This window comes from Streptomyces sp. NPDC054840 (genome assembly GCF_053611065.1).
Window position 1 is genome coordinate 1 of record NZ_JBSGZP010000136.1, and the last position, 13,236, is coordinate 13,236.

At 70.2% G+C, this 13,236-nt stretch carries 11 protein-coding genes; 10 read left to right on the forward strand and 1 reads right to left on the reverse strand.

What is annotated here, in order from left to right; genetic code table 11:
* Nucleotides 1–12: 12 nt before the first annotated feature.
* Nucleotides 13–2,208 carry an elongation factor G-like protein EF-G2 gene (locus tag ACWGIU_RS12865; RefSeq protein ID WP_453705152.1) on the reverse strand — a complete coding sequence of 732 codons (2,196 nt, stop codon included), beginning with the start codon at nucleotides 2,206–2,208 and terminating at the stop codon, nucleotides 13–15.
* 326 nt (nucleotides 2,209–2,534) lie between these two features.
* Between ACWGIU_RS12865 and pgsA the strand changes: the two genes are divergently transcribed.
* The 10 genes from pgsA to ACWGIU_RS12915 all read left to right on the forward strand — a co-directional run bounded on the left by pgsA (nucleotide 2,535) and on the right by ACWGIU_RS12915 (nucleotide 13,187).
* On the forward strand, nucleotides 2,535–3,200 hold the full coding sequence (pgsA, locus tag ACWGIU_RS12870) for a phosphatidylinositol phosphate synthase (protein ID WP_453705140.1): 666 nt from the start codon (nucleotides 2,535–2,537) through the stop codon (nucleotides 3,198–3,200).
* On the forward strand, nucleotides 3,200–4,102 hold the full coding sequence (locus ACWGIU_RS12875; RefSeq protein ID WP_453705142.1) for a phosphatidylinositol mannoside acyltransferase: 903 nt from the start codon (nucleotides 3,200–3,202) through the stop codon (nucleotides 4,100–4,102). Before pgsA ends, ACWGIU_RS12875 begins: the two co-directional genes overlap by 1 nt.
* Complete coding sequence (locus ACWGIU_RS12880) at nucleotides 4,102–5,274, forward strand: glycosyltransferase family 4 protein (RefSeq protein WP_453705144.1); 1,173 nt, start codon at nucleotides 4,102–4,104, stop codon at nucleotides 5,272–5,274. The genes ACWGIU_RS12875 and ACWGIU_RS12880 overlap by 1 nt, the downstream gene beginning before the upstream one ends.
* A gap of 159 nt (nucleotides 5,275–5,433) precedes the next feature.
* Nucleotides 5,434–7,935 (forward strand): hypothetical protein, encoded by a 2,502-nt coding sequence (locus ACWGIU_RS12885; protein ID WP_453705146.1) that lies wholly within the window; start codon nucleotides 5,434–5,436, stop codon nucleotides 7,933–7,935.
* Entirely contained in the window at nucleotides 7,932–8,924 is a 993-nt protein-coding gene (locus ACWGIU_RS12890; protein WP_453705147.1) for a phosphotransferase family protein, read from the forward strand. The genes ACWGIU_RS12885 and ACWGIU_RS12890 overlap by 4 nt, the downstream gene beginning before the upstream one ends.
* Nucleotides 8,925–8,926: 2 nt before the next feature.
* The gene (locus tag ACWGIU_RS12895) at nucleotides 8,927–9,934 is read left to right on the forward strand and encodes an aminoglycoside phosphotransferase family protein (RefSeq protein WP_453705149.1); all 1,008 of its coding nucleotides are present in this window, start codon (nucleotides 8,927–8,929) and stop codon (nucleotides 9,932–9,934) included.
* A gap of 49 nt (nucleotides 9,935–9,983) precedes the next feature.
* Nucleotides 9,984–10,526: a LemA family protein gene (locus ACWGIU_RS12900; protein WP_202202380.1), complete on the forward strand. Its 543-nt coding sequence runs from the start codon at nucleotides 9,984–9,986 to the stop codon at nucleotides 10,524–10,526.
* Nucleotides 10,527–10,859: 333 nt separating this feature from the next.
* Nucleotides 10,860–11,777, forward strand: coding sequence for a pyridoxal 5'-phosphate synthase lyase subunit PdxS (gene pdxS / locus ACWGIU_RS12905; RefSeq protein ID WP_030010552.1), 918 nt, complete (start codon nucleotides 10,860–10,862; stop codon nucleotides 11,775–11,777).
* 6 nt (nucleotides 11,778–11,783) lie between these two features.
* Nucleotides 11,784–12,377: a pyridoxal 5'-phosphate synthase glutaminase subunit PdxT gene (gene pdxT, locus ACWGIU_RS12910; protein ID WP_030387184.1), complete on the forward strand. Its 594-nt coding sequence runs from the start codon at nucleotides 11,784–11,786 to the stop codon at nucleotides 12,375–12,377.
* Nucleotides 12,378–12,434: 57 nt separating this feature from the next.
* On the forward strand, nucleotides 12,435–13,187 hold the full coding sequence (locus ACWGIU_RS12915) for a YebC/PmpR family DNA-binding transcriptional regulator (RefSeq protein WP_030765687.1): 753 nt from the start codon (nucleotides 12,435–12,437) through the stop codon (nucleotides 13,185–13,187).
* Nucleotides 13,188–13,236 lie beyond the last annotated feature (49 nt).

Sequence of the window (13,236 nt, forward strand, 5' to 3'; positions counted from 1 at the left end):
CTGCTACACCGATCAACTTCCCTTCCCGGCCTGTTCGCGCACCTTTTCCGCGATCTGCGGCGGCATCGGTTCGTGACGCGCGTACGCCCGCGCGAAGCGGCCGGTGCCGTGCGAGACGGAGCGCAGCTCGACGGCGTAGCGGCCGATCTCGATCTCCGGGATCTCGGCGCGGACCCGGGTGCGCCCGGGCGCGGCCTGGTCGGTGCCGACGACGCGGCCGCGGCGGCCGGCGAGGTCGCTCATGACCGGGCCGACGTACTCGTCGGGGACGACGACGGCGAGCTCGGCGACCGGTTCGAGGAGGTCGATCCGAGCCTCGGCGGCGGCTTCGCGCAGGGCGAGGGCGCCGGCCGTCTGGAAGGCGGCGTCGGAGGAGTCCACCGAGTGCGCCTTGCCGTCGAGGAGGGTGACGCGCACGTCGACGAGCGGGTAGCCGGCGGCGACCCCGCGGGCGGCCTGGGTGCGTACGCCCTTCTCCACGGACGGGATGAACTGGCGGGGCACGGCGCCGCCGACGACCTTGTCGACGAACTCGATGCCGCTGCCGGGCGGGAGCGGCTCCACCTCGATCTCACAGATGGCGAACTGGCCGTGGCCGCCCGACTGTTTGACGTGCCGGCCGCGCCCGGCGGCCTTGGCGCCGAAGGTCTCGCGCAGGCTCACCTTGTGCGGGACGGGGTCGACCTGGACGCCGTAGCGGGTGCGCAGCCGCTCCAGGGCCACGTCCTGGTGGGCCTCACCCAGGCACCACAGGACGACCTGGTGGGTGTGCGGGTTCTGCTCCAGCCGCATGGTCGGGTCCTCGGCGACGAGCCGGGCCAGGCCCTGGGACAGCTTGTCCTCGTCGGCCTTGCTGTGCGCCTCGATGGCGAGGGGGAGGAGGGGGTCGGGCATGGTCCACGGTGCCATGAGGAGCGGGTCGTCCTTGGCGGAGAGGGTGTCGCCGGTCTCCGCGCGGGTGAGTTTGGCCACGCACGCGAGGTCGCCGGCGATGCACCGGGTGAGGGCGCGCTGCTGTTTGCCGAAGGGGGAGGAGAGGGCGCCGACCCGCTCGTCGACGTCGTGGTCCTCGTGCCCGCGGTCGGTGAGGCCGTGTCCGCTGACGTGGACGGTCTCCTCGGCCTTCAGCGTGCCGGAGAAGACGCGGACGAGGGAGACGCGGCCGACGTAGGGGTCGGAGGAGGTCTTGACGACCTCGGCCACGAGGGAGCCGTCGGGATCGCAGGTGACGTCCGGGCGGGCGGAGCCGTCGGGGCGGGTGACGGGGACGGCGGCGCGCTCCAGGGGGGTGGGGAAGCCGCCGGTGACCAGTTCGAGGAGTTCGACGGTGCCCAGGCCCTGGCGGGCGCCGTCGACGGCGGGGGCGGCCATCAGGACGGGGTGGAAGGTACCGCGCGCCACCGCCCGCTCCAGGTCGTCGACGAGGGTCTTGAGATCGATCTCCTCGCCGCCGAGGTAGCGGTCCATGAGGGACTCGTCCTCGCTCTCGGCGATGATCCCCTCGATGAGCCGGGCGCGGGCGTCGGTGATGAGGGAGAGCTCGGCGGGGTCCGGGTCGCGCTCCACGCGCTCGCCGGAGGCGTACTCGTAGACGCGCTGGGAGAGCAGGCCGAGCAGGCCGGTGACGGGGGCGTGCCCGTCGGGGCCGGGCGGGCCGTGCAGGGGGAGGTAGAGGGGGATGACCGCATCGGGGTCGTCGGCGCCGAAGATCTCACCGCAGACGGTCGTCATCCGTGCGTAGTCGGAGCGTGCGGCCTCCAGGTGGGTCACGACGATGGCGCGGGGCATGCCGACGGCCTCGCACTCGTCCCAGACCATGCGGGTGGCGCCGTCTATGCCGTCCGAGGCCGAGACGACGAAAAGGGCCGCGTCCGCTGCGCGCAGACCGGCCCTGAGCTCCCCGACGAAGTCGGCGTATCCGGGGGTGTCCAGGATATTGATCTTGATTCCGCCCCATTCGACGGGGACGAGGGACAGCTGCACGGAGCGCTGCCGGCGGTGCTCGATGTCGTCGTAGTCGGAGACGGTGGCACCGTCCTCGACCCGGCCGGCCCGGTTGACCGCGCCCGCGGTCAGGGCGAGGGCTTCGACCAGCGTGGTCTTGCCGGATCCGCTGTGGCCGACCAGCACGACATTCCGGATGGAGGAGGGGCGGTCGGCCGTCAGTGCCCTGCCGGCGGCTCCGGCTTGGTGTGATGTGGCTCCCATGATGCTCATGCCTCCCGGTGGTGACGGTGAGGAGGATCGGGTGGTGTGGGGATCGGGTGTCCGGATCGGTGTCCCGGCCGCCTCCACGGAGGAGGAATGCGGGATTCTTCGAGCTTTGCACTGGTGTCACATCCCGTCCATACGTCGTACCGGGGAGGTGCCCCGGGGACGCACCCGGGGCCCGCCGGCGGCGGTCCAGGGCGCGAAGTACGTCTTACGTGGCACGAACCGGTGGGTGCGCGGCGTCCGCGCGGTGGCGTGCTGGCTACGATGGGCCAGCCGGTGGCCGTGGTGGCCGTGCGGCCCAGCGACCCTCCGGGAAGGCCATGCTGAACAAGTACGCGCGTGCATTCTTCACGCGTGTTCTCACGCCATTCGCCGCTTTTCTGCTCCGGCGGGGGGTGAGCCCGGACGCGGTCACCCTGATCGGCACGGCCGGAGTGGTGGCCGGAGCGCTGTGGTTCTTCCCTCGCGGCGAGTTCTTCTGGGGCACCATCACCATCACCCTCTTCGTCTTCTCCGACCTGGTGGACGGGAACATGGCCCGCCAGGCCGGTGTCTCCAGCCGGTGGGGAGCCTTCCTCGACTCCACCCTCGACCGGGTCGCCGACGCGGCGATCTTCGGCGGCCTCGCGCTCTGGTACGCGGGCCACGGCAACGACAACGCGCTCTGCGCGGTGGCGATCTTCTGCCTGGCCAGCGGCCAGGTGGTCTCGTACACCAAGGCGCGCGGCGAGTCGATCGGGCTTCCGGTGGCCGTCAACGGGCTCATCGAGCGGGCCGAGCGACTGGTGATCTCGCTGGTCGCGGCCGGCCTGTCCGGGCTGCAGACCTTCGGTGTGCCGTCCTGGATCGGCGTGCTGCTGCCGATCGCGCTGTGGATCGTGGCGGTGGGCTCGCTCGTCACCCTGATCCAGCGGGTGGTCACCGTACGTCGCGAGTCGGCCGAGGCCGACGCCGCGGCGGCCGCAGCCGAAGGCGGCGCGGCCTGATGGGGTCCCTGCAGGACAAGCTGGTCGACTCGCTGTACGGCCTCGGCTGGGCCGGGGTCAAGAAGCTTCCCGAACCGGCTGCCGTGGCCCTGGGACGGCGGATCGCCGACTTCGCGTGGAAGCGGCGCGGCAAGAGCGTGCTGCGGCTGGAGTCGAACCTGGCGCGGGTGGTGCCCGACGCCGGTCCCGAGCGGCTGCGCGAGCTGTCGCAGGCGGGCATGCGCTCGTACATGCGGTACTGGATGGAGTCCTTCCGGCTGCCGACCATGGACCCGAAACGGTTCAGCACGGACGTCGAGTTCCGGGACGAGCACCTGCTGCGCGAGGCCCTCGACTCCGGGCGCGGAGTGGTCGTGGCCCTGCCGCACCTCGCCAACTGGGACCTCGCAGGAGCGTGGGCCATCGGTCACATGCACGCGCCGTTCACCACGGTCGCCGAGCGGCTCAAGCCCGAGACCCTCTACGACCGCTTCGTCGCCTACCGCGAGAGCCTGGGCATGGAGGTCCTGCCGCACAGCGGCGGCGCCGCCTTCGGCACCCTCGCCCGGCGGCTGCGCTCCGGCGGCCTGGTCTGCCTGGTCGCGGACCGGGACCTGTCGGCCTCCGGGGTCGAAGTGGACTTCTTCGGCTCCACGGCGCGCATGCCGGCCGGACCGGCGCTGCTGGCCCAGCAGACCGGTGCCGTGCTGCTCCCGGCCACCCTGCACTACGGCGACACACCGAAGCTGTACGGCCGGATCCACCCCGAGGTGGAGGTTCCCAGGACCGGGACCCGGACCGAGAGGACCACCGTCATGACCCAGGCGCTGGCGGACGCCTTCGCGTGGGGCATCGCCGCGCACCCGGAGGACTGGCACATGCTGCAGCGGCTGTGGCTGGACGACCTGGAGGAGCGCCCGTAGTGAAGATCGGCATCGTGTGCCCGTACTCGTGGGACGTGCCGGGCGGCGTCCAGTTCCACATCCGGGACCTGGCGGAGCACCTGATCCGGCTCGGCCACGAGGTGTCGGTGCTCGCCCCGGCGGACGACGACACCCCGCTGCCGCCGTACGTGGTCTCGGCCGGGCGGGCGGTGCCGGTCCCGTACAACGGCTCGGTGGCCCGCCTCAATTTCGGGTTCCTCTCCGCCGCCCGGGTGCGGCGCTGGCTCCACGACGGCACCTTCGACGTGATCCACATCCACGAGCCGGCCTCGCCCTCGCTGGGGCTGCTGTCCTGCTGGGCGGCGCAGGGGCCGATCGTGGCGACGTTCCACACCTCGAACCCCCGGTCCCGGGCGATGATCGCGGCGTACCCGATCCTGCAGCCGGCCCTGGAGAAGATCAACGCCCGGATCGCGGTGAGCGAGTACGCGCGGCGCACGCTGGTGGAACACCTGGGCGGCGACGCGGTCGTCATCCCCAACGGTGTCGACGTGGACTTCTTCGCCAAGGCCGAACCCAACCCGGACTGGTCCGGGCAGACCCTGGGCTTCATCGGCCGGATCGACGAGCCCCGCAAGGGCCTGCCGGTGCTGATGGCGGCCTTCCCCAGGATCGTGGAGGCCTGCCCGGACGTACGGCTGCTCGTGGCGGGCCGCGGCGACGAGGAGGAGGCGGTCGCCTCCCTGCCCGCGGAACTGCGCAGGCGGGTCGAATTCCTCGGCATGGTCTCGGACGAGGACAAGGCGCGGCTGCTGCGCAGCGTCGACGTGTATGTCGCCCCGAACACCGGCGGCGAGAGCTTCGGCATCATCCTGGTCGAGGCCCTTTCGGCGGGCGCGGCGGTCCTCGCGTCGGACCTGGACGCCTTCGCGCAGGTCCTGGACCAGGGCGGGGCGGGCGACCTCTTCGCCAACGAGAACGCCGACGCCCTGGCGACGGCGGCCGTCACCCTGCTGCGGGACCCGGAACGCCGGGCCGAACTGAGCGCCCGTGGCTCGGCGCACGTCCGCCGCTTCGACTGGTCCACGGTCGGCGCGGACATCCTGGCCGTCTACGAAACGGTGACGGACGGCGCGGCGGCGGTGGCCGCGGACGAACGCGTCCCGCTCCGCACCCGCCTCGGCTTCGCGAAGGACCCCACGTCCTCCTGACCGGTCGGGTCGGGCCGGTCCCTCCGGTCCGGTCCGGCCCGGTTCTTCTCGCGAACTGACGTGTGTCACTTGCCTGTTCGGCAGGGAATTCATCAGGTGCGGGCCTCTCGCAAAGAGGTAGTCTCGCCTCGGGCCGTAGAGGAATCGGGGGGATCCGCCATGTCCATCAGGCCGCGCTACCGGCGCGTCTCGGCACTGCAGCGACAGTTCTTCAACCGCGAGGCACTCCTCGCCGTGTACGACGAGGAACTGCGGGAGATCACGGCCCGCCCCAGGATCCTCAACATCGTCGGCATCGGGGGAATCGGGAAATCGCGCCTCCTCCAGGAGTTACGGCAGCGGACGCCCGAATCCTTCCGCACGGCCCGGCTGGACCTGCAGCTGCCCACACTGCGGCAGCAGGAGGACGCGCTGGCCGTCCTGCGTACGGAGTTCGGGGCGCAGGGCGTGAAGTTCGACCGCTTCGACATCGCGTACGCCGTGCTCTGGCAACGCGTGCATCCCCAGCTGCAGATGGACCGCAGGAACACGCCGTTCGCCGAGGAGAGCGAGGTGCTTTCGAAGATCCTGGACGACGCCATGGGGCTACCGGTCTTCGGGACCGCGGCCGGTCTCGTGCGGCTCACCGGACGCGCGATGAAGAACAGGCAGCGCCGTCAGCGGATCGAGGCCGACACGACGCTCCAGGAACTCGACAGCCTCTCGAACGCCGAACTCGGCCACGCGGTGACGTACCTGTTCGCCGAAGAAATGCGCCAGTCGGCGGCGGAGCGGTCCTACACGCTGTACGTGGATGCCTATGAGGCCATGGTCCCCACTCCGTTGCCTGGTGGACGGAGCTTCGCCAGCGACGCCTGGCTACGCGATCTCCTCGGGCAGCTGGAGGGCGGGCTGACCGTGCTGGCCAGCCGGGAGGCACTGCCCTGGGAGGCGTACGACAGCGATTGGGGGACGGTGATCCGCAAGGCGCTGGTCGGTGGCCTGCCGATGGCCGCCCGCCTCGACCTGCTCGCGCAGGGAGGCATCACGGAGATCCCCCGGCAGCGGTCCATCGCCGAAGCGAGCGCGGGGGTGCCCTTCTACCTGCACCTCGCGGTGGACACCCACCTCCAGAATCCCGACCTGACCGAGGACCCCGGGACGTCCGAAGAGATCGTCCAACGGTTTCTCCAGCACGTGGCGCCCGACGAGGTGCGGATCCTGGAGCTGCTCAGCATCGCGCGCACATTCGACCTGGAAGTGTTCCGGGTCATCGGCAGGAGTTTCGACCTCCCCGCGAACTTGCTGACCTGGGAGTCGCTGACCGCGTACTCGTTCGCGTACCCCCTGCCCCAGGGCTGGTTCCGGCTCCACCAGCTGATGATCGCGGCGCTGCAGGCGCACCTCCCGCCGACGGTCCGGCAGCACGCCCATTCCGTGCTCCGCGAGCACTGGGAACGACTGGCGGACCGGCTGGAGGGCGGGACGGAAAGTGCGGGGGTGGCCCGCTCCTCGCCGCTCCGCGAAGCGGTCTACCACGGTCTGCACGCGGGGAACCTGTCACCCGAGCGGATCCTGAGACACGCCGACCGGGCCATCGGCATGAGCAGCCGACAGGCGGTCGACGGCATGGTCAAGGACCTCAGGGACTACCTGGGGTCCCCTACGGCCGAGGAGCGGGGGGACGCCCACCTCTCCGGTATCCGGGACACCGCCGACTGCCTCGACGCCGAGGGAAAGCTCGAACTGGGCGATACCAACGCAGCCGTAGCGCTCACCGCGGCGGGTGAGGCCCCGGTACGGTCCGTGGTCGACGCCAGACTGGCGTTGGCCGGGGCCAACGCCCGGAGGATCGCCGGGGAGAGCAGCCTGGCCGCCCGGATCTTCGAGAAGGTCTGGGAGGAGCACGAAGGGGAAGCCAGGACCTCGGCCGGTCTGTGCGTGGCAGACATCAGGATGTGGCAGGGAGACTTCGCGGGAGCCTTCGCCTTGGCCGAAGAGGTCCACGGGCTCAGCGCCCCCGAGGAGCGGGTGGTCCGGGGCGATCTCAAGCGGCTGATGCACCTCGGTCACCGGTTCCTGATGGACTTCGGCCGGGCTGAGGAACTGATGGTCCAGGCGGAGGAGGAGTACCGCGCGGCCGGCAGCGTCATCGGACTCGCCAACATCCGGACCAACCGGGCCGAGCTGCTCGCTTTCACCGATCCCGACGCGGCCGTCACCGTGGCGGGGGAGGCCCTCGTGGTCCAGAGCGACCTCGGCGCGCAGCACGAGATCGGCAAGGTCTACACCGCAATGGGTATCGCACAGATCCGGTTGGGCCAGCTGGACCGGGCGGAGCAGTCCTTCGAGAACGCCTACGTCGCCCTCGATCGGGCCGGATACCGCTCGGGACGGGCCCGGGCCGACATGTTCCGGGCATTCCTGCTCCTGCGGCGGGGAGACCTGGAAGCGACACGGCGCACGCTGCTGCACGCTGCCCGCGAATTCGAGATCTGCCAGGTCTATCCCTCGCTGATCCTGGCCATACACCGAGCGGCCGAGCGCACCGGCCTGGCCGATCAGGAGATCATTGCGCTGGCCGAAAGGGCCCTCCCCCTGCTCCGGATCCCCGGTGGGGCGGAGGCGCTCCACCAGCGGACGGAAGGCGTCCTGTCGATGTTCATCGAGGTGGGCTCGTGACGTGGTTGGAACTGTACGGCCGGGCATTGGCGGCGGACGAAGCCGCTGCCGGCTACTACAACCGGAACGTGGGCGTGCCGACGCCGGACGGCAAGGTCAACGTACGGATCCCGTTGGCGGCCGCTGACGTGATGGATGTGCGCCTGTGGCGTGAGGAAGAGGTCCTCGCCCGTATCCGGCCGTACGTCGGCAGGGTGCCCGAGCTGCGCCACGTTTCCGAACGGCCCCGTTTCCAGGTCCACCACTTCATCGAGGGCCGGGTTCTCGACAGTTTTTCGCCCCGCGGCACCTCCGTACCCGACAACGTGCTGGCCGATGTGGTGACGCTCATGGACCAGCTGGTGCGGATTCCTCAGGAGAAGGCCCCTGAGGTCCCGGACCACTGGCCGGCTGCGGGTGACAGCAGCGGCTTCGGACGCCTGCTGGCAGGGCTCACCCGGGACGTCCATTCGACGTACGGGGCGGATTACCGGGAGGTGTTCGCGGAGCTCGGCATCCCGGCCGACCCGCTGGGCGTGGTGGAGTCGAGGTGGGACACCCTGACCTCCCGGCCCTTCGCCGTTCTCCACGCCGATCTCCACCGCAAGAACATGATCGTCGCCGACGGCGCGACCTGGTTCCTCGACTGGGAGCTGGCGCTCTGGGGTGACCCGATGTACGAGATCGGGATCCACTTCCACAAGATGGACTACCCGGAGGACCAGCGGGCCGCGGTGTTCGAACGGTGGCGCGAGATGCTGCCGGCCCCGTACACGGCCGGTCCGTCTGACGACCTGGATCTCTACGTGGCACACGAGCGGATCAAATCGGCCATCGTCGATACGGTCCGCTACTCGAAACAGCTCGCCGCCGCCACACAACCGGAGCGGGACTTCCTCATCGGACGCCTCGCGAAGAAGGTGAACGCCGCCCGACCGATGTGGGGCTCGCCCCCGGATCTGACCTCGGAGCGGGTCGCTGACATCCTCGCTCCCTGGTGGGAGGCATAGCCATGGACGCCCTCGAGCTGTACGAGCGGGCCGCCACCCGGCGCACGGCCCTGGCCGGCTTCTACAACCGGAATGTGCGTGTGCCGACCGAAGCCGGCCCGGTGCTCGTCCGGATCCGGTCCGCCGAAGCAGAGCCCATGGACCTCACCTGCTGGTCCGAGGCCGAACTCCTGGCAGCGATCGACGGGTACGTACCAGCTGCTCCACGCCTTCTGCACGCCGCCCGGAATCCCGATTTCCAGATCCACGAATACATTCCCGGACGGCGTGTCGACGAGCTCGCCCCGGACGGCAAACCGCTGCCGGACGCAGTACTGGAGGCCGTCGAGGGGTTCTTCGCGACCCTCTTGCGGGTCCCGGCCTCCGCGCTTCCTCCGACGCCGCCCGGCTGGCCGGAGGACGGTGACACGTCTGGCTTCGCTGAGCTGCTCCTGGCTCTCGTCCGTACCGTCCGGCACCGGGGTGATGCGGCGGTGCGCGACCTTTACGAGGCCCTGGGAGTCCCGGACGACCCCTGTGAAGGGCTCGCCGTCCGGGCGCGCCGACTGGCCCGGCGCCCCTTCCGCCTGCTGCACGCGGATATCCACCGGAAGAACATGATCATGGCTGAGGACGGGCATGTGGCCCTTCTCGACTGGGAGCTCGCCCTTTGGGGGGATCCCGTCTACGACCTCGCCGACCACCTTCACAAAGTGTCCTGCACACCGGCCGAACGGCGGGCGCTGACGGCGGCATGGGAACGGACGGCGCCGGATGAGTGCCGCGAAGGCTGGCAGGCCGGCCTCGACTTCTACCTCGACTACGAGGCGATGAAATCCGCCGTGGTCGACACGGTGCGCTGGGGGCGGCGCATCGCCGGGACGGACGACGCGGGCGAGCGGCGCAGACTATGTCTGGAACTGGCTGCCAAACTCGGAGCGGCCCGCCCGCACTGGAGTGCCGACGCACCGGCCGTGACGGGACCCCGGGAGATCGAGGCGGCGGTGGACCGCTGCCTGCGCCGGACGTGAGCAGGTCCGACTCGGAGGGGGCCTGTCCGAACGGGTAGGGTCGCGCAGCGTGATCGAAACCCTTGTCTGGATCGCCCTGGCTCTCGGAGTCATCGGGGTCTACCTCAGCTGGACCGCCGGCCGGCTCGACCGGCTGCACTCGCGGATGGACGCCGCGCGGGCCGCGCTCGACGCCCAGCTCGTGCGGCGGGCCTCCGTCGTGCTGGAGGTGGCCACCTCCGGGGTGCTCGACCCCGCCTCCTCCCTGGTGCTGTACGAGGCCGCGCACGCCGCCCGGCAGGCCGAGGAGGACCACCGTGAGGTGGCGGAGAGCGAGCTCAGCCAGGCGCTGCGGGCGGTCTTCGCCGATGCCGACCAGGTCGACGTGCTCAAGGCGGCCCCCGGCGGGGCGGAGGCCACGGAGGAGTTGGCGGCGGCCGTCCGCCGGGTGCCGATGGCGCGGCGCTTCCTCAACGACTCGGTACGGGCCGCCCGCGCGCTGCGCAGGCATCGCAAGGTCCGCTGGTTCAGACTGGCGGGGCACGCGCCCTTCCCGCTCGCCTTCGAAATGGACGACGAGCCTCCGGTGGATCTTGCAGAGCGGCCGGTCTAGGCCGTCTCTTCCGGATCTTGTCGGGTGAGCCCGGGTCGTCCGGTGCGGTGCCTCGCAAGGCGGAGGGGCGCCCGTGTACCGGACGTACTCGGGGTGTCCCGACAACGAGGCGAGGGGCCGTGCCGGGCGGGCCGGGCCCGGCAAGATCCGGAAGAGACGGCCAGGGCGTGTCTTGTCCGCAGGGCACCCCCCTCGGGGCTTCCAAGGGCCGCGAGGGACAAGTCAAGGAGCCACAGGCTCCACATTGGCCCTTGTAGTGGACTGGTCCCCTGGGGTTTCCTCAGCCGAGTAGTACGAGCAGTACCCCGTCTTCCTTTCGAGTGAGGTCAATCCGTGAGCACGCTTCCCACCTCCCCCCAGTCCGCCGAGTCGGCGATCGGCACCTCGCGCGTCAAGCGCGGCATGGCCGAGCAGCTCAAGGGCGGCGTGATCATGGACGTGGTCAACGCCGAGCAGGCGAAGATCGCCGAGGACGCCGGTGCCGTGGCGGTCATGGCCCTGGAGCGGGTCCCGGCCGACATCCGCAAGGACGGCGGCGTCGCGCGCATGTCGGACCCCAACATGATCGAAGAGATCATCGAGGCCGTCTCGATCCCGGTCATGGCCAAGTCCCGCATCGGCCACTTCGTCGAGGCCCAGGTCCTGCAGTCCCTCGGGGTCGACTACATCGACGAGTCCGAGGTCCTGACGCCGGCCGACGAGGTCAACCACTCCGACAAGTGGGCGTTCACCACCCCCTTCGTCTGTGGCGCCACCAACCTGGGCGAGGCCCTGCGCCGCATCGCCGAGGGCGCGGCCATGATCCGCTCGAAGGGCGAGGCCGGCACCGGCAACGTGGTCGAGGCCGTCCGCCACCTGCGCCAGATCAAGAACGAGATCGCCCGCCTGCGCGGCTACGACAACAACGAGCTGTTCGCCGCCGCCAAGGAGCTGCGCGCCCCGTACGAGCTCGTCAAGGAAGTCGCCGAGCTCGGCAAGCTCCCCGTCGTGCTGTTCTCCGCCGGTGGTGTCGCCACCCCCGCCGACGCCGCGCTCATGCGCCAGCTCGGTGCCGAGGGCGTCTTCGTCGGCTCCGGCATCTTCAAGTCGGGCGACCCGGCCAAGCGCGCCGCCGCCATCGTGAAGGCCACCACCTTCTACGACGACCCGAAGATCATCGCGGACGCCTCCCGCAACCTGGGCGAGGCCATGGTCGGCATCAACTGCGACACCCTCCCCGAGTCCGAGCGCTACGCCAACCGCGGCTGGTAATCGGTCATGACGAACACCCCCGTGATCGGTGTCCTGGCTCTCCAGGGCGACGTACGGGAACACCTGATCGCCCTGGCCGCGGCGGACGCCGTGGCCAGGCCGATCCGGCGTCCCGAGGAGCTCGCCGAGGTCGACGCCCTGGTGATCCCCGGCGGCGAGTCCACCACCATGTCGAAGCTCGCCGTGCTGTTCGGCATGCTGGAACCGCTGCGCGAGCGGGTGGCGGCCGGCATGCCCGTGTACGGCACCTGCGCCGGCATGATCATGCTGGCGGACAAGCTCCTGGACGGCCGTGAGGACCAGGAGACCCTGGGCGGCATCGACATGATCGTCCGCCGCAACGCCTTCGGCCGCCAGAACGAGTCCTTCGAGGCGAAGATCGACTTCGCGGGCATAGCGGACGGCCCGGTCGAGGGCGTCTTCATCCGCGCCCCCTGGGTCGAGTCCGTCGGCGCCGCCGCCGAGGTGCTCGCCACGTACGACGGCCACACCGTCGCCGTGCGACAGGGCAATGTCCTCGCCACCTCGTTCCACCCCGAGCTGACCGGAGACGACCGCGTTCACGCGTACTTCGTCGACATGGTGCGCGCGGGGCTGTAACGGCGTCCCGGTAGGATCTGAGGCGAACATTGTTGGTGACGCGAAGGAGACAGGCAGATGTCCGGCCACTCTAAATGGGCTACGACGAAGCACAAGAAGGCCGTGGTTGACGCCAAGCGCGGCAAGCTCTTCGCGAAGCTGATCAAGAACATCGAGGTCGCGGCCCGTATGGGCGGTGCCGACATCGATGGCAACCCGACGCTCTTCGACGCCATCCAGAAGGCCAAGAAGAGCTCGGTCCCGAACAAGAACATCGACTCCGCGGTCAAGCGCGGCGGCGGTCTCGAAGCCGGCGGCGCCGACTACGAGACGATCATGTACGAGGGCTACGGCCCGAACGGCGTCGCGGTGCTCATCGAGTGCCTCACCGACAACCGCAACCGTGCCGCGTCCGACGTGCGTGTCGCCATGACCCGCAACGGCGGCTCGATGGCCGACCCGGGCTCGGTCTCGTACCTGTTCAACCGCAAGGGTGTCGTCCTGCTGCCCAAGGGCGAGCTCTCCGAGGACGACGTCCTGGAGACGGTGCTCGACGCGGGCGCCGAAGAGGTCAACGACCTCGGCGAGAGCTTCGAGATCATCAGCGAGGCCACCGACATGGTCGCGGTCCGTACCGCGCTCCAGGCCGCCGGTATCGACTACGACTCGGCCGACTCCAACTTCCTGCCCACCATGCAGGTCGAGCTGGACGAAGAGGGCGCGCGCAAGATCTTCAAGCTGATCGACGCGCTGGAGGACAGCGACGACGTGCAGAACGTCTTCGCCAACTTCGACGTCTCGGACGAGGTCATGGAGAAGGTCGACGCCTGACCGGCGTCCACCGCTCACAGCATCGGGCAGCGGGCCGACGGGGACACAC